Source organism: Blastococcus aggregatus, assembly GCF_900221005.1.
Lineage (GTDB): Bacteria > Actinomycetota > Actinomycetes > Mycobacteriales > Geodermatophilaceae > Blastococcus > Blastococcus aggregatus.
The window spans coordinates 158,610-174,148 of the sequence record NZ_OBQI01000005.1 but is presented as its reverse complement, the minus strand read 5'-3'; the positions used below and the strand labels follow the sequence as shown (position 1 = coordinate 174,148).

The following is a 15,539-nucleotide window of genomic DNA, read 5'->3' as shown; positions in this document are numbered from 1 at the left end:
ACCCGGACGTGCCCACGTCCGTACCATGAGGAATGCGCCAGAGGTCTGTCGTGGTTTTCCCCACACGGAACGCCAGAGTCGGCTCTCCCCGCTGAACACCCCGTGGCCCCGAGGCCACGGGTTCCCCTGTCCCTACGCATAAACCGTCCGGAGCAACCAACCACATGACCTCCACTCAGGTCCGTCCTTCCAGCACCCCCCAGGTCGCCATCAACGACATCGGTAGCGCCGAGGACTTCCTCGCCGCCATCGACGCGACGATCAAGTACTTCAACGATGGCGACATCGTCGAGGGCGTCATCGTCAAGGTCGACCGGGACGAGGTGCTGCTGGACATCGGCTACAAGACCGAGGGCGTCATCCCCTCGCGCGAGCTCTCCATCAAGCACGACGTCGACCCCAACGAGGTCGTCAAGGTCGGCGACGAGGTGGAAGCCCTGGTTCTCCAGAAGGAGGACAAGGAAGGGCGGCTGATCCTCTCCAAGAAGCGCGCACAGTACGAGCGCGCCTGGGGCACGATCGAGGCCAAGAAGGAAGCCGACGAGGTCGTCACCGGCACCGTCATCGAGGTCGTCAAGGGCGGCCTCATCCTGGACATCGGTCTCCGCGGGTTCCTCCCGGCCTCGCTGGTCGAGATGCGCCGCGTCCGCGACCTCCAGCCCTACGTGGGCCGCGAGCTCGAGGCGAAGATCATCGAGCTCGACAAGAACCGCAACAACGTCGTGCTCTCGCGTCGCCAGTGGCTGGAGCAGACCCAGTCCGAGGTCCGCAGCGAGTTCCTCAACAAGCTCGCCAAGGGCCAGGTCCGGACGGGTGTCGTCTCCTCGATCGTCAACTTCGGTGCCTTCGTGGACCTGGGCGGCGTCGACGGCCTGGTGCACGTCTCCGAGCTGTCCTGGAAGCACATCGACCACCCGTCCGAGGTCGTCGAGGTCGGCCAGGAGGTCACCGTCGAGGTCCTCGACGTCGACCTGGACCGCGAGCGGGTCTCGCTGTCGCTGAAGGCGACGCAGGAGGACCCGTGGCGTCAGTTCGCCCGGACCCACCAGATCGGGCAGGTCGTCCCGGGCAAGGTCACCAAGCTGGTTCCCTTCGGTGCGTTCGTGCGCGTCGACGAGGGCATCGAGGGCCTGGTGCACATCTCCGAGCTGGCCGAGCGCCACGTGGAGATCCCGGAGCAGGTCGTGCAGGTCGGCGACGAGCTCCTGGTCAAGGTCATCGACATCGACCTGGACCGTCGCCGCATCTCGCTCTCGCTCAAGCAGGCCAACGAGGGCGTCGTCGGCGACGAGGAGCAGTTCGACCCGGCCGCCTACGGCATGTCGGCGTCCTACGACGACCAGGGCAACTACATCTACCCCGAGGGCTTCGACCCCGAGACGGGTGAGTGGCTCGAGGGCTTCGACGAGGCTCGCGAGACCTGGGAGCGCCAGTACGCCGAGGCTCAGGCCCGCTTCGAGGCGCACCGCAAGCAGATCGCGGCGGCCAAGGAGGCCGACGCCGAGGCTGCGGCCGGTGGCAGCTACTCCAGCGACGACGCTGCTGGTCCGGACGCCCCGGCCAGCACCGGCGGCACGCTGGCCAGCGACGAGGCCCTGGCCGCGCTGCGGGCCAAGCTCGCCGGCGGCGAGTAAGCAGGAACAGCTCTGAACCACCGAGGCCCAGAACCGGACAGGTTCTGGGCCTCGGTGGTTCACGCCCCGCCGTGGGCAGCGCGCACGCGAAAGGCCCCGTGGACGGCGTCCACGGGGCCTCTACGCGTGGGTCAGAGGCTGAGGATGATCGCGAACGCGGTGCGCGGACGACCGCCGTTGCCGGCGAGGAACGTCCAGGTGTGCCGCCCGGCGGGGGGAGTCTGCACCAGCCAGCGCAGGAAGGCGTTGCGCGGTCCGCTCTGAGGGCGCTGGAACGCCATGCGCTCGCGCACCGCGGGGATGTCCGCGCACGGCACACCCGCGGGGGAACCCGTGCGGTGCCGGCCGGCGCCACGGGAGGTGGCGCGGGTGGACGGGGAGTCAGCAGCGGGCCTGTGACGCGACATGGTGGGGTCCTGCCTCTCTCGGCGGGGGAAGATCGCCGTGGCCGAAGTTAGTGCTGTGACTGGTGGGACTCGTGCGACGCGCCGAGGGCCCTGGCCCGTGTTACCTGTCCGTGATGTTCCGCGCGTCCTGTCGCTACTCTGCGCACATGCTGCGGATCGGACTGACCGGTGGGATCGGCTCGGGGAAGAGCACGGTGTCGGCGTTGCTGGCCGCGCGCGGGGCGGTCGTCATCGACGCCGACCGGATCGCGCGGGAGGTCGTCGAACCCGGGACCCCGGGCCTGGCCGCCGTCGTCGAGGCGTTCGGGAACGGCGTCCTCGCCGCCGACGGCTCGCTGGACCGCCCGGCGCTGGCCGCCGTCGTCTTCTCCGACCCCGCGGCCCGGGCGCGGCTGGACGCCATCGTCCACCCGCTGGTGCGCGACCGGGCCGTCGAGCTGGCCGCCGGCGCACCGGCGGACGCCGTCCTCGTCAACGACGTCCCGCTGCTGGTCGAGACCGGCCAGGCGGGCTCCTACGACCTCGTGCTCGTCGTCGAGGCCGGGCTGGACATCCGGCTGGCGCGGCTGGGGGAGCGCGGGCTGCCCGAAGCCGACGCCCGCGCCCGCATCGCGGCGCAGGCGACGGACGAGCAGCGCCGCGCGGCGGCCGACGTCGTGCTGGACAACAGCGGGACGCGCGAGCAGCTGGCCGAGCAGGTGGAGCGCTTCTGGGTGGAGCGGGTCGAGCCTGCCCGCGGTTAGCCGCCCGTCGTGGACGAGCCGGCGCACCTGACGGCGGCGCGGAGCGGCTACGACGCCGTCGCCGGCGAGTACGCAGAGACGTCCGCGCCGAACTCGCGCAGGCCCCGCTGGACCGGGCTCTGCTGGCCGGGTTCGCCGAGCTGCACCTGGACGTGCGCGGCATCGATCTGTCCTCGGCGATGGTCGACCTCGCACGCCGTGAGCATCCGCACCTCGGCTTCGACGTGGGGGAGATGGGCAGCCTCGACCGGCGGGACGGCGAACTGGCCGGCGTGGTCTCTTGGTACTCGCTCATCCACGTGCCCGGACCGGACCGGGGGGCGGTGCTCGAGGAGTTCCACCGGGTGCTCCGGCCGGGGGGTACGTGCTGATCGCGTTCCAGGTCGGGGACGACACCCTGCACCTCACCGAGGCGTTCGGCCGGGCGGTGTCGCTGGACTTCCACCGGCTCCAGCCGGACGACGTCGCAGGGCTGCTGGACGGCGCGGGGTTCGACCCGGCCGCCCGGATGGTCACGGCCCCGGAGCCCACCAGCGCGGCGGCCCCGGTGCCGCAGTGCGTCCTCATCGCCCGACGGGCGCCGTGAGGGCTGCGCGGCCCGGGAACGAGAGAACCCCAGGAGCCTGATCGGCGTCCTGGGGTTCTTCGGTGGGCGATACTGGGATCGAACCAGTGACCTCTTCCGTGTCAGGGAAGCGCGCTACCGCTGCGCCAATCGCCCGGTCCGGTCGTGCGACCGGTCCCTCCTCCGCGCTCGTGCTCCGCGGAGGAGAACGAGGTGGAGACGGGATTTGAACCCGTGTAGACGGCTTTGCAGGCCGTTGCCTCGCCTCTCGGCCACTCCACCGCACGCGGGCGCTGATCTCGCGATCAGCGCCCGAGGTTCCGAGCGGATGACGGGATTCGAACCCGCGACCCTCACCTTGGCAAGGTGATGCTCTACCACTGAGCCACATCCGCGTTGCAGGAAGAACGTTACCTGACGGATTTTCGGCGTCCAACGAGGGGGTCCCCCCGATGTGTCGCCCGACGTCCGGCGGTGACGTTTCTGCAGGTCAGTGCCCTGACGGGTCCGCTCCGCCGTTGGACAGGAGCACGTGCAGCTCGTCGTCGAGGTGGAGCAGCTCGCTCTCCGACCCCGACGGGACGAGTGCCTCGGTCTGCCGCAGGAAGCCGGCGACGACGGCTCGGGACAGCTCGAACAGCGCCTCGCCCGACGGGGCGCGCAGGTGCAGGAAGAGCACGTCGCTGGCCGAGTGCGCGGGCCAGACGCGCACGTCGCCCTCACCCGACGGGCGGTCGAGGCCGACCTGGAGCAGCTCGCGGCTGACCAGCCAGGCGATGCCCTCGTCGGTGTCGACGGCGCCGCTGTCGTCGCCGATGTCACCGAAGGCGATCCGGACGGCGAAGGGGTCCGTCGCGTCGTAGCAGAGCAGCGCCGGCACCTCGGTCCACGATTGCGGACCGATCAGCTGCAGCGTGATGGGGGACGTGTGACCGGGGTTCCAGCGGCTGGTCATGTCAGGTCAACGACGTTCCGCTGGGGGAGTGACGCAGTGAGTCACTCCTGTCACACCTGTCGCACCGGCCACGCTTGTCGGTCATGGAGGGGTGTGTGTCCGCCGAGGACCGTTCGGAAACGGGTTTGTGGCAGTCGGGGCCGATGAGGTTGCCGAGGAGCTTTCGTGCCCCGGGTCCGACGTAGGCTGCGGAGATCGCGCGCGGGACAGTGCGCGACGGCGCACCCGGATCGTGGAGGTGACCCGCTGAGCGGACAGGAGACCGTGGCTCCGCCGGACCGGCACCCGCAGCGCGAGACCGGGAGCGAGCGGCGGGCCCGGTACGACACGGACGACGTCAACAGCCTGCGCGAGCGCGTCGCGGACGCGAAGTGGCGGCGGCGGCTGGCCGCCCGCCGCAGCACCAACCATGCCTACCGGGTCGCCGTCGGCGTGGTGGGCGGGCTGATCGTCAGCGTCGGCCTGGTCACCATCCCGCTGCCCGGGCCCGGCTGGCTCGTCGTGATCGCCGGCCTGTTCGTCCTGGCGAGCGAGTTCACCTGGGCCGAGCGGCTGCTGGAGTTCACCAAGGCGCAGGTGAGCCGCTGGACCGACTGGGTCACGAGGCAGCCGGTCTGGGTGCGCGGGCTCCTGGCGCTGGCGACGGCGGCCTGCGTCTACGGCGCCCTCGTGCTTGCGCTGCACCTCACGGGGGTTCCGAGTTGGGTGCCGGGGTGGGTTCCGCTCTGGCGGTGAGCGTCTGGCAGAATGACGGAGCGGTCGCGAGCGACCGTGCCGGGCGATTGGCTCAGTGGTAGAGCGCTTCGTTCACACCGAAGAGGTCACTGGTTCGAACCCAGTATCGCCCACCGGCACGCAGGGCCAGGTTCCCCGGAGACGGGCAGCCTGGTCCTTCGTCGTGTGCGGGCCCTGGCTCTCTCAGCGCGTCCGGTAGTGCGCGTGGATCAGCCCGCCGGCGAAGGCGCGCGTTCCGACCAGGTCGAGGTCCAGGCGCACGCCGTCGGGGAAGAAGCGCGTGCCGCCGCCGACCACGCTCGTGGTGATGAACAGGTGGTACTCGTCCACCAGGCCGGCGGCGATCGCCTGCGCAGCCAGGGTCGGGCCGTCGACGGAGAGGTCCTGCTCGGATTCGTCCTTCAGCCTGCGCACCGCGCCGGGATCGAAGGTCCGCTCGATCCGGGTCCTCTCGCTCGACACGGACTCCAGCGTCGTGGAGTAGACGACCTTCTCGGCCGCCTGCCAGTCGCGCGCGTACTGCACGATGTGCGGCGGTGCCTCGGGTTCGGCGTGCGCGGTCTCCCAGAAGACCATCGTCTCGTACATGCGCCGGCCGTAGAGGTACGTGCCGAGGTCGCGGAAGAGGTCCCCGATGTAGGTGTGCACCTCCTCGTCCTCGGCTCCGGCGCCGAGGTCGCCGTCGGCCGGCACCGCGTACCCGTCCAGCGAGGTCACCATCCCGTACACGAGCTTGGCCATGCGTCTCCTCCGGATCCGGGCGGGTGCTCCGCCCCGTCCCGTGTCCTGACCGACGCGCAGGTCCGATCTCATCGCCGTCGCGTCAGCGGTAGCGCACCACCCGCACCATGCCGTCCTCCATGTGGTGGTGGTTGTGGCAGTGGAACAGCCAGTCGCCCGGGTTCGTGGCGAGGAAGTCGAAGCTCAGGACGCCGCCGCGCGCGGCCACCGTCGCGGTGTCCTTGACCGGACCGCGGCCGGTGGGCGTCAGCACCTGGAAGTGGTGGCCGTGCAGGTGCATCGGGTGCCACTTCGCGCTGGTGTTGCGCATCGTGATGCGGACCCACTCGCCCTCGGCCACGGGCAACGGATCAGCGTCGGGGTAGCTCTGCCCGCCGATCTGGGTCCCGGAGAGCTCCAGGTCGTACACCCGGTCGGGCGAGCCTGCGGGCAGCGTCAGCGGCTCCCGGGCCAGCAGGTCGGCGTAGGCCACCAGCCGGCCGTCCAGTTCACCGGGCCGCTGTGCGACGGCGGGCGGCGACGACGCCGGGCTGCCGCCGTACCGGAGGACGGCCCGGCCCCAGCCCCCGCGGCCCTCCGCCTGGACGCCGACCTGCCAGGCGCCGCCGCGCTGCGCGGACTCGACCAGGACGTCGTACCGCTCGCCCATGCCCAGCCGCAGGGCGTCGACCGGAATCGGCTCGACCGGCATCCCGTCGGTGTGCGTGACCGTCAACCGGTGCCCGGCGATCGCGAACCGGAAGCCGGTGTCGGCCGCGATGTTCATGACGCGCAGCCGCAACCGGTCGCCCGGCCGGGTCTCGAGCACCGGTGGGTCCTCCGGCGGCCGTCCGTTGACCAGCAGCAGGGGATAGGACCGCCCGCCGAAGGAGACCGCGTCGCCGCCGTCGTCCTCGGCGGCGGACCCGTGCCCGGCGTCCGCGCCGTGCCCGCCGTGGGCGTCCATGCCGTCCCGCCAGTCGTCGAGCATCAGCGTGTACTCGCGGTCGTAGGAGAGCTCCTCCGACCGCGGCTCGACGACGAGCGGTCCGTACAGCCCGCGGTCGAGCTGCATCCCGACGTGCGCGTGGTACATGAACGAGCCGGCGGTCGGCGTCTCGAACTCGTAGGTGAAGCGCTCGCCCGGAGCGACCGGGTCCTGGGTCAGCCCGGGGACGCCGTCCATCCGGTTCGGTGGCGCCAGGCCGTGCCAGTGGATCGTCGTGTCGTCCGGGAGCTCGTTGTCCAGCTCCACCCGCAGGCGGTCGCCGGCCCGGAGCCGGATCTCCGGGCCGGGCAGCGTGCCGTACCCCCACGTCGGGATCTCGGAGCCGGCCAGGTCCACCCGCATCGGCGCGGCCGTCAGCCGCAGGCCCCCCGGGGTCGAGGTCGAGGGGCCTGCGGCCGTCGGCTGCCGCGCCGAGCAGCCGGTGACGAGCGCGAAGCCGGCCGCTGCGGTGAGGCCGAGGAACTGGCGCCGGGTGGCCGGCGCGTGCGGACCTCCCGTCACTCGGCCGTGAACTCCGCGAACATGCCCATCGTGAAGTGGGGTGCGCCCATGCCCGGCATCTCCATGCTCGTCGTCCCCTCGGGGATGAAGCAGGCCGCGCCGTACCGGCCCTCGTCCATGCGCATGAAGGTGGTCTCCGACTGGCCGGGCTCCACCACGGTGACGCCCTTCAGCTCCAGCTTCGAGAAGACCTCCTCCTCGGGGAGGGTGAGCAGCTCCTCGATCGGCTCGGTGACGTCGTCGTTGATCCGGGCGATGCCGATCTCGTGCAGCTCCGTGCCCTCGTTCGTCAGGGTCACCGCCACGACGCCGGCGGGCACGGACTCGGGCAGTCCCTCGTACTCGTAGTCCACGCCGGTGGCCTCGACCTGCTCGTAGCCGCACTCGGCGAGCATGTACTCGTCGATGTTGTCGTCGGCCTCCTGGAACTCCGGGCCCTCCATCGCGGAGGGGTCGCCGCTCTCGAGGGCCTCGCGGACGATGCCTGCGGCAGTCGTGACGTCCTCGGAGATCTCCTCGGGCGCGGTCTCCTCCACGTCGGCGAGCAGGGGCTCCACCGTGGCGCCGAACTCCTCCAGCGCGGCCTGCTGCTCCTCGGGCGGTGCCGTGTCGTCCACCTGGGGGCCCATCGAGAACGCGCCCTCGAGGTCGACCGATGCCTCGCAGAACTCGGCGGGGTCGGCGCTCTCCTCGGAGGCGCTGGTCTCCGCGGCCGCAGAGCCGCCGTCGTCCCCGCCGTCGTCGTCCGAACCGCAGGCAGCCAGGGCGGCGGCCATCAGCAGGGCGGCACCCCCCGAGGACCAGCGACTCAGCCGTGTCCGTCCCGTCATGTCTGAACCTCGCCTTCGACCTGGGCGGACGACGCCCTGCCGGCCGCCATGACCGGAGAGGTTCCTGGTCGGCGCTGTCCGCAGGGTGCTGCGCGTCACTCCCGCGGACCCGCCCCGCCCGCGCGTCCGCGAGCCGGGACCGTTCGTGCAGGCCCGTGCACATCCCGTGCACGACGGTGGGACCGGACGCTCCCGGCGCCTAGATTCGGCTCGTGACGACGACGACGACGGCCGGCCGCGTGGCGCGCCTGTGGATCTACCCGGTGAAGTCGCTCGGGAGCACCGCCCGCGACCGGGTGCGCCTCGACGTCGCCGGACCCGAGGGGGACCGGGTCTGGTCGGTGGTCGACGCGGCGACCGGCGAGACGGTGCGCGGCAAGCACGCTCCCGGGCTCGCCGCGGTGCAGCCGACGGGCCATCCCGACGCCGACGCGCGCGCCGTGTCCGACGTGCTCGGCCGGGAGGTCCGGTTGCGCGCCGCTCAGGGGTCGGCGGCCGACGTCGCGGCGGTGCACCTGGTCTCGCGGCAGGCGATCGAGCGGGCCGCGGCCGGCGACGTCCCCGAGGGGTGCTCGGCGGACGACCCGCGCGCCAACGTGCTGCTCGACCTGGCCGACGGCGGCGACGAGCGCACCTGGGTGGGGCGCACGCTGCGCATCGGCGACGCGGAGCTGGCCGTCACCCGGACGCCGAAGCACTGCCTGGGTGTCTACGCCGAGGTGCGACAGCCGGGCGAGATCGCGGTGGGGGACGCCGTTCTGCTCTAGCGTCCGGTTCGTGCTCCGCCGCCGATCCGCCGCCCTCGCAGCCATGGTGCTGCTGCTCGCGGCCGGCTGCTCCGAGGCGCCGGCCGACCCGTCCTCGGCCGACGTGCCGTCGACCGCGCCGACCGCGCCGACCGAACCGTCCGCGCCCCCGGCGCCCGACAGCGTCACGCTGCTCGCCACCGGCGACGTGCTGGTCCACCAGGACGGGGCGCTCACCGACGGAGCGCGGCAACCGGACGGCAGCTACGACTTCACCGGGGTGTTCGCGCCGGTCGCCGGGCTGATCGGCGGGGCCGATCTGGCGATCTGCCACCTCGAGACGCCCGTCGCCGCCGCGGGCGGGCCGTACCGCGGCTATCCGAGCTTCGCGGTGCAGCCGGAGATCGTCGACGCCCTCGACGCAGCCGGGTACGACCTGTGCTCGACCGCGTCCAACCACTCGCTCGACGACGGGTTCGACGGCCTCACCCGCACTCTCGACGCCCTCGACGCGGCCGGGATCGCGCACGCCGGTACCCACCGCAGCGCATCGGCGAGCCGGGAGCCGACGATCGTCGACGTCGGAGGCGTGCGGATCGGGCACGTCGCCGCGACGTACGGCCTCAACGGGGTGCCGCTGCCACGAGGGCGCGAGTGGGCGGTCGACGTCGCCGCCGTGCCGGATCTCGGCGGGGTGCTGGCCGCGGCGGCCCGGGCACGCGCCGCGGGGGCCGACGTCGTCGTCGCGAGCCTGCACTGCTGCCGGGAGTACGACAACGACCCGACCGAGGCCCAGGTGGCCGCCGTCCGGACGCTGCTGGCGTCCCCGGACGTGGACCTGGTGCTCGGTCACCACGCGCACGTCGTGCAGCCCGTCGAGCGGATCGGCGGCGAGTGGGTCGCCTACGGCCTGGGCAACCATCTCGCCGAGCACTCGACCCAGGGGTACCCGACGGAGGACTCGGTGGCCGCCCGGTTCACCTTCTCCCGCGGCGCGGACGGGCGGTTCACCGTCTCGAAGGCCGAGGCGGTGCCGCTGCGGATCGAGATCGGCGACGACGGCGTGCGCATCGTGCCGGCCGACCCGGAGAGCTTCACGCGGATCGCGGGTGTCCTGGACCGCAGGGGTGCGGTGGACGCCGGACTGGAAGTCGTCCCGGGCTGAGCCCGGTCGCGCACTAGGCTCCCTCCCGGTATCCGTTGCACCCCGATCTGCCTCGTCCCACCCTTCCCACCCTTGGAGAGCTCTCGTGTCGACCCCGCCCTCGCCTCCCGCCACCGCGACCGTGCGGGTGCCGGCCGGGACGACGGCGATGCAGGCGCTCAAGGACGCCGGCGTCCCGCTCAAGGGCCCCGACGGCGCCGTCGTCGTCCGGGACGTGGCCGGCGGTGACCTCAAGGACCTGACCTGGGCCCCGGACGCCGACGCCGACGTCGAACCGGTCCCGGCCGCCAGCGCGGACGGCCGAGCGGTCATCCGGCACTCCGCGGCGCACGTGCTGGCACAGGCCGTGCAGGAGCTCTTCCCGGGCACCCGGTTGGGCATCGGCCCGCCGGTGGAGAACGGCTTCTACTACGACTTCGACCCCGAGCGGCCCTTCACCCCCGAGGACCTCACCGCCCTCGAGAAGAAGATGACCGAGATCGTGCGGGCCGGCCAGAACTTCTCCCGGCGGGAGATCAGCGACGCCGACGCGCAGGCCGAGCTCGCGCACGAGCCCTACAAGCTCGAGCTGATCGGGCTCAAGGGCGGCGCCGGGGAGGCTCCCGCCGAGGTCGACGGCGCCTCCGTCGAGGTCGGCGGCGCGCAGCTGACCATGTACGACAACCTGGACCCGCGTTCGGGCGAGCGGGTCTGGACCGACCTGTGCCGCGGGCCGCACCTGCCGCGCACCAGCACCATCCCGGCGTTCAGCCTGACCCGGAGCGCGGCGGCGTACTGGCGCGGCAGCGAGGAGAACAAGCAGCTCCAGCGGATCTACGGCACCGCGTGGGAGAGCAAGGACGCGCACAAGGCCTACCTCGAGCAGGTCGCCGAGGCCGAGCGCCGCGACCACCGCCGCCTGGGCGCCGAGCTGGACCTGTTCAGCTTCCCCGACCAGGTGGGGTCGGGGCTGGCGGTGTTCCACCCCAAGGGCGGCATCATCCGGCGGGAGCTGGAGAAGTACAGCCAGCGGCGGCACGAGGAGGCCGGCTACTCCTTCGTCAACACCCCGCACATCACCAAGGGGCACCTGTTCGAGACCTCCGGGCACCTGGACTGGTACGCCGAGGGCATGTACCCGGCGATGCACCTGGACGAGGAGCGCGACGCCGACGGCAACGTCAAGCGGCAGGGGCAGGACTACTACCTCAAGCCGATGAACTGCCCGATGCACAACCTGGTCTTCGACTCGCGCGGCCGCTCGTACCGGGAGCTGCCGCTCCGGCTGTTCGAGTTCGGCACCGTCTACCGCTACGAGAAGTCGGGCGTGGTGCACGGGCTGACCCGCGCCCGCGGATTCACCCAGGACGACGCGCACATCTACTGCACCCCCGAGCAGATGGCCGGCGAGCTGCGCGGCCTGCTCGACTTCGTGCTGGGGCTGCTGGCGGACTACGGCCTGAGCGACTTCTACCTCGAGCTCTCCACCCGGAACCCGGAGAAGTCGGTCGGGACCGACGAGAGCTGGGAGGTGGCCACCGAGGCGCTGCGGCAGGCCGCGCTCGACTCCGGCCTGGAGCTCTTCCCCGACCCGGGCGGCGCCGCGTTCTACGGGCCGAAGATCTCCGTCCAGGCCAAGGACGCGATCGGGCGCACCTGGCAGATGTCGACCATCCAGGTCGACTTCAACCTGCCCGAGCGCTTCGGTCTGGAGTACACCGCGGCCGACGGCTCCCGCCAGCGGCCGGTCATGCTGCACCGGGCGCTGTTCGGGTCCATCGAGCGCTTCTTCGGCGTCCTCACCGAGCACTACGCCGGCGCCTTCCCGGCGTGGCTGGCCCCGGTGCAGGTCGTCGCCATCCCGATCACCGACGAGCAGGTGCCCTACCTGGCCGACGTCGCCGCGTCGCTGCGGCAGCACGGCGTCCGCGTCGAGGTGGACGACTCCGACGACCGGATGCAGAAGAAGATCCGCACCGCGAGCAAGCAGAAGATCCCGTTCGTGCTGATCGCCGGGGCCACCGATGCCGAGGCGGGCGCGGTCTCCTTCCGCTACCGCGACGGCTCCCAGCGCAACGGCGTCCCGGTCGACGACGCGGTGCAGCAGGTGGTCTCGTGGATCGCCTCGCGGTCCAACGTCGACCCCTCGGCCGCCGACGAGCAGGCCGCGACCGTGGTGGCCGGATGAGCGAGGCCTTCGAGCACCTGTGGACGCCGTACCGGATGGCCTACATCCGGGGCGCGGGCAAGCCCACCGGCGCGCACGACTGCCCGTTCTGCGCCATCCCGGCGATGAGCGACGAGGACGGACTGATCGTCGCCCGGGGCACGACGGTGTACGCGGTGCTCAACCTGTACCCGTACAACGCCGGGCACCTGATGGTCGTGCCGTACCGGCACGTCCCCGACTACACCGACCTGACCGACGCCGAGGTCGCCGAACTCGGGGCGGTCACCCAGACCGCCATGCGCGTGGTCCGCGAGGTCTCCGGCGCGCACGGCTTCAACATCGGCATGAACCAGGGGTCGGTCGCCGGTGCCGGGATCGCCGACCACCTGCACCAGCACGCCGTCCCGCGGTGGGGCGGGGACACCAACTTCATGCCGGTCCTCGGGCTGACCCGCGTGCTGCCGCAGGTGCTGGGGGAGACCCGCGACCTGCTGGCCGCGGCATGGCCCGAGCCCGGCACGGGGACGCGGCCGGCTCCCGCGCAGCCGGGTGGGCAGGCCTGATGCTCGGCGTCAACGCGCGTCCCGCCGTCGCCAAGGTGGTGGCCCCGATCGTGCCCGGGCTGGTCCGCGTCGGGATCACCCCGGACATGGTGACGATCACCGGGACCCTCGGCGCGGTCGCCTCCGCGGTGTTCCTCATCGGCTCCGGGCACCTGTTCTGGGGCGCCTTCGCCGTCTGGATGTTCGTGATGCTGGACATGCTCGACGGCGCGCTGGCCCGCGCCCGCGGCGGCGGCACGGTGTTCGGCGCGGTGCTGGACTCGGTCGGGGACAGGGCCGCCGACGCCGCCATCTTCGGGGCGCTGGCCTGGTGGTTCTCCGGCGGCGGGGACAACCGGCTGTTCGTGCTGCTGTCCCTGATCTGCCTCGTGCTCGGCGTCCTCACCAGCTACATCAAGGCGCGCGCCGAGGGCGTCGGCCTGTCCTGCGACGTCGGCATCGTCGAGCGCACCGAACGGCTGATCATCGTCCTCGTGGGCACCGGCTTCACCGGACTCGGCATCCCGTACTCGCTGCACGTGGCGCTGGTGGTCCTCGTCGCCGGCAGCGCGGTGACCGTCGCCCAGCGGATGGTCGCCGTCCGCCGGGGCGCCGCCGGGGCCGCGCTGCCCTCGTCCCCGCCGCAGCCGTGACCGGGCCCGCGGGGCTGCGCAGCCGGATCACCGGACGGCTGACCGACGCGGGGTACGCGGCCGGGTGGCGGGCGGTGCGGATGCTGCCCGAGCCGGCCGCCCGGGCGGCCTTCGACCGCGGCGGCCGCTGGGCCGCGCGCCGGGACGGCACCGGGGTGCGCCAGCTGCGGGCCAACCTGCGGGTGGCCACCTCCGGGGCGCTGTCCGAGCCGGAGCTCGACGAGCTCACCGCGCGCGCCATGGCGTCCTACGCGCGCTACTGGCAGGAGGCGTTCCGCCTGCCGACGCTGGGCATCGACCGCATCCGCCGGGACACCGAGGTGCCGGGGATCGAGCACATCAGCCGGGCGCGCAGCGAGGGGCGGGGCGTCGTCCTGGCGCTGCCGCACAGCGGGAACTGGGACGCCGCGGGCGCCTGGCTGGCCGACTGGCTGGGGGAGCCCTTCCTCACCATCGCCGAGCGGCTCAAGCCCGAGTCGCTCTACCGCCGGTTCCTCGAGTACCGCGAGAGCCTGGGCATGAAGGTCACCCCGCTCACCGGCGGCCCGAAGCCGGGCTCCGAGGTGCTCCGCCAGTGGCTGCTCGAGGGCGGTGTCAGCTGCCTGCTCGTCGACCGCAACTTCGGCACCGGGGGCGTGCCGGTGGACTTCTTCGGCCGTCCGGCGGTCATGCCCAGCGGCGCCGCCCTCCTGGCCGCCCGCACCGGCGCCGCGCTGCTCCCCGCCGTCCCCCGCTTCGACGGCGCCGGCTGGCGGATCCGGGTGCACCCCGAGGTGCCGGTGACCGGGGAGGGCCGGCTGGCCACCCGGGTGACCGACGCCATGCAGGCGGTCGCCGACGTCTTCACCGCCGGGATCGCCGAGCACCCCGAGGACTGGCACATGCTGGGCCGGATCTGGGCCGACGTGCCGCCCGACCCGCCCCGACGGGTGCTCCCCGCCGCGACGACCCCGGCTGTCCGCTGATGCGCATCGGCCTCGTCTGCCCCTACAAGTGGGACGTCCCCGGCGGCGTGCAGTACCACGTGCGCGACCTGGCCGAGACCCTGCGCGGCATGGGCCACCACGTCGAGGTGCTCACCCCGGCCGACCACGAGGAGTCGCTCACCGATCCCTGGATCACCTTCGCCGGCCGCGCCGTCCCGATCCCGTACAACGGCTCGATGGCCAGCGTGCAGTTCGGGCCCGTCTCGGCGGCGCGGGTGCGCCGGTGGCTCCGGGACGGGAAGTTCGACGTCGTCCACGTGCACGAGCCGGCGCCCCCGTCGGTGGCCCTGCTGGTCTGCATGATCGCGAGCGGGCCGATCGTCGCGACCTTCCACGCGGCCACCACCCGGTCGAAGGTGCTGGCCGCCTTCGGCCCCGTGGTCCGGCCGTGGCTGGAGCGGATCAGCGGCCGGATCGCGGTGTCGGACTTCGCCCGGCGGGTGCAGGTGGAGCACCTCGGCGGGGACGCCGTGATCATCCCGAACGGGGTGCACGTCGACGCCTTCGCCGACGGGCCGCTTCTCCCCGCAGCCTCCGGTGCAGGCCCCACGATCGGCTTCCTGGGCAGGTACGACGAGCCGCGCAAGGGGCTGCCCACGCTGCTGGAGGCGATGCGCACCGTCGTGGCCCGGCACCCGGGCGCGCGGCTGCTGATCGCCGGCCGCGGAGATGCCGACCAGCTCCAGCGGATGGTGGGGGAGGACCTGCGGCCGCACGTCGAGCTGCTGGGCGAGGTCTCCGAGGCGGACAAGGCCGCGTTCCTCCGCTCGGTGGACGTCTACTGCGCGCCGAACCTGCTGGGGGAGTCCTTCGGGATCGTGCTCATCGAGGCCCTGTCCGCCGGTGCGCCGATCGTCGCCAGCGACCTGGACGCGTTCGCGCGGGTGCTCGAGGGCGGCGCCGTCGGCGTGCTGGTGCCCCGGGGCGACGCGGCCGCGCTCGGCGAGGCGCTCGCCGACCTCCTGGGCGACCCCGAGCGCCGGGCCCGGCTCTCCGAGCGCGGCGCCGAGGTCGCCCGGGCCTACGACTGGCCGGTCCTGGCCCGGCGCATCCTCGCCGTCTACGAGACCGTCGTGCTGCCGGGCGGGGGCGGGGTCACCGCACTGGACGACGACATCCCGGCCGGGCCGCCCCCGGATGCCGCGCCGCCGCCTGATGCAGCGCCGCGGGGCTCCCGCTGGCGGGGGAGCGACCGCTAG

17 protein-coding genes and 4 tRNA genes are annotated in these 15,539 nt (G+C 72.8%); 13 read left to right on the top strand and 8 right to left on the bottom strand.

Annotation, left to right across the window (positions count from 1 at the left end; genetic code table 11):
* Positions 1-164: 164 nt before the first annotated feature.
* A complete protein-coding gene (gene rpsA, locus CRP29_RS16560; RefSeq protein ID WP_091985976.1) occupies positions 165-1,634 on the top strand; it encodes a 30S ribosomal protein S1 in 1,470 nt (489 codons plus the stop codon).
* A gap of 131 nt (positions 1,635-1,765) precedes the next feature.
* Here rpsA and CRP29_RS16555 read toward each other — a convergent pair whose 3' ends face one another.
* Positions 1,766-2,041: a hypothetical protein gene (locus CRP29_RS16555; RefSeq protein ID WP_097196171.1), complete on the bottom strand. Its 276-nt coding sequence runs from the start codon at positions 2,039-2,041 to the stop codon at positions 1,766-1,768.
* Between the two features lie 146 nt (positions 2,042-2,187).
* Between CRP29_RS16555 and coaE the strand changes: the two genes are divergently transcribed.
* Genes coaE through CRP29_RS23065 form a run of 3 tightly spaced genes read left to right on the top strand, consistent with a single transcriptional unit; the run spans position 2,188 to position 3,370 of the window.
* Positions 2,188-2,784, top strand: coding sequence for a dephospho-CoA kinase (gene coaE, locus CRP29_RS16550; protein WP_097196170.1), 597 nt, complete (start codon positions 2,188-2,190; stop codon positions 2,782-2,784).
* Positions 2,751-3,155 carry a class I SAM-dependent methyltransferase gene (locus CRP29_RS23830; protein WP_281256816.1) on the top strand — a complete coding sequence of 135 codons (405 nt, stop codon included), beginning with the start codon at positions 2,751-2,753 and terminating at the stop codon, positions 3,153-3,155. Before coaE ends, CRP29_RS23830 begins: the two co-directional genes overlap by 34 nt.
* Positions 3,149-3,370 (top strand): hypothetical protein, encoded by a 222-nt coding sequence (locus tag CRP29_RS23065; RefSeq protein WP_217991629.1) that lies wholly within the window; start codon positions 3,149-3,151, stop codon positions 3,368-3,370. Before CRP29_RS23830 ends, CRP29_RS23065 begins: the two co-directional genes overlap by 7 nt.
* Positions 3,371-3,433: 63 nt before the next feature.
* Here the strand turns inward: CRP29_RS23065 and CRP29_RS16540 are convergent.
* The 4 genes from CRP29_RS16540 to CRP29_RS16525 form a co-directional block, all read right to left on the bottom strand.
* Positions 3,434-3,505: transfer RNA gene (locus tag CRP29_RS16540), tRNA-Val, on the bottom strand.
* A 55-nt stretch (positions 3,506-3,560) separates the two neighbouring features.
* Positions 3,561-3,631, bottom strand: a tRNA-Cys gene (locus CRP29_RS16535).
* Positions 3,632-3,672: 41 nt separating this feature from the next.
* A tRNA-Gly gene (locus CRP29_RS16530) sits at positions 3,673-3,744 on the bottom strand.
* A 95-nt stretch (positions 3,745-3,839) separates the two neighbouring features.
* Positions 3,840-4,304: an SsgA family sporulation/cell division regulator gene (locus CRP29_RS16525; RefSeq protein WP_097196169.1), complete on the bottom strand. Its 465-nt coding sequence runs from the start codon at positions 4,302-4,304 to the stop codon at positions 3,840-3,842.
* A 264-nt stretch (positions 4,305-4,568) separates the two neighbouring features.
* Here CRP29_RS16525 and CRP29_RS16520 point away from each other — a divergent pair, with 264 nt between their 5' ends.
* The gene (locus CRP29_RS16520; protein WP_245852902.1) at positions 4,569-5,039 is read left to right on the top strand and encodes a TIGR02611 family protein; all 471 of its coding nucleotides are present in this window, start codon (positions 4,569-4,571) and stop codon (positions 5,037-5,039) included.
* Between the two features lie 41 nt (positions 5,040-5,080).
* A tRNA-Val gene (locus CRP29_RS16515) sits at positions 5,081-5,152 on the top strand.
* Between the two features lie 70 nt (positions 5,153-5,222).
* On the opposite strand, the gene CRP29_RS16510 is transcribed toward CRP29_RS16515, so the two are convergent.
* The 3 genes from CRP29_RS16510 to CRP29_RS16500 all read right to left on the bottom strand — a co-directional run bounded on the left by CRP29_RS16510 (position 5,223) and on the right by CRP29_RS16500 (position 8,099).
* Positions 5,223-5,780: a dihydrofolate reductase family protein gene (locus tag CRP29_RS16510; RefSeq protein ID WP_097196168.1), complete on the bottom strand. Its 558-nt coding sequence runs from the start codon at positions 5,778-5,780 to the stop codon at positions 5,223-5,225.
* Between the two features lie 82 nt (positions 5,781-5,862).
* Positions 5,863-7,269: a multicopper oxidase family protein gene (locus CRP29_RS16505; RefSeq protein ID WP_097196167.1), complete on the bottom strand. Its 1,407-nt coding sequence runs from the start codon at positions 7,267-7,269 to the stop codon at positions 5,863-5,865.
* Complete coding sequence (locus CRP29_RS16500) at positions 7,266-8,099, bottom strand: hypothetical protein (protein ID WP_141437155.1); 834 nt, start codon at positions 8,097-8,099, stop codon at positions 7,266-7,268. Before CRP29_RS16500 ends, CRP29_RS16505 begins: the two co-directional genes overlap by 4 nt.
* 212 nt (positions 8,100-8,311) lie before the next feature.
* On the opposite strand from CRP29_RS16500, the gene CRP29_RS16490 reads away from it, so the two are divergent.
* From CRP29_RS16490 to CRP29_RS16460, 7 genes are all read left to right on the top strand, one after another.
* Positions 8,312-8,866, top strand: a complete 555-nt coding sequence (locus CRP29_RS16490) for an MOSC N-terminal beta barrel domain-containing protein (RefSeq protein ID WP_097196164.1) — start codon at positions 8,312-8,314, stop codon at positions 8,864-8,866.
* A gap of 10 nt (positions 8,867-8,876) precedes the next feature.
* Positions 8,877-10,010 (top strand): CapA family protein, encoded by a 1,134-nt coding sequence (locus CRP29_RS16485; protein ID WP_245852900.1) that lies wholly within the window; start codon positions 8,877-8,879, stop codon positions 10,008-10,010.
* 85 nt (positions 10,011-10,095) lie between these two features.
* Positions 10,096-12,177 carry a threonine--tRNA ligase gene (thrS, locus tag CRP29_RS16480; protein ID WP_097196162.1) on the top strand — a complete coding sequence of 694 codons (2,082 nt, stop codon included), beginning with the start codon at positions 10,096-10,098 and terminating at the stop codon, positions 12,175-12,177.
* A complete protein-coding gene (locus CRP29_RS16475; RefSeq protein WP_097196161.1) occupies positions 12,174-12,722 on the top strand; it encodes an HIT family protein in 549 nt (182 codons plus the stop codon). The genes thrS and CRP29_RS16475 overlap by 4 nt, the downstream gene beginning before the upstream one ends.
* Positions 12,722-13,354: a phosphatidylinositol phosphate synthase gene (gene pgsA, locus CRP29_RS16470; protein ID WP_097196450.1), complete on the top strand. Its 633-nt coding sequence runs from the start codon at positions 12,722-12,724 to the stop codon at positions 13,352-13,354. The genes CRP29_RS16475 and pgsA overlap by 1 nt, the downstream gene beginning before the upstream one ends.
* Positions 13,351-14,319 (top strand): phosphatidylinositol mannoside acyltransferase, encoded by a 969-nt coding sequence (locus tag CRP29_RS16465; protein WP_217991628.1) that lies wholly within the window; start codon positions 13,351-13,353, stop codon positions 14,317-14,319. The genes pgsA and CRP29_RS16465 overlap by 4 nt, the downstream gene beginning before the upstream one ends.
* Entirely contained in the window at positions 14,319-15,539 is a 1,221-nt protein-coding gene (locus tag CRP29_RS16460) for a glycosyltransferase family 4 protein (RefSeq protein ID WP_097196160.1), read from the top strand. The genes CRP29_RS16465 and CRP29_RS16460 overlap by 1 nt, the downstream gene beginning before the upstream one ends.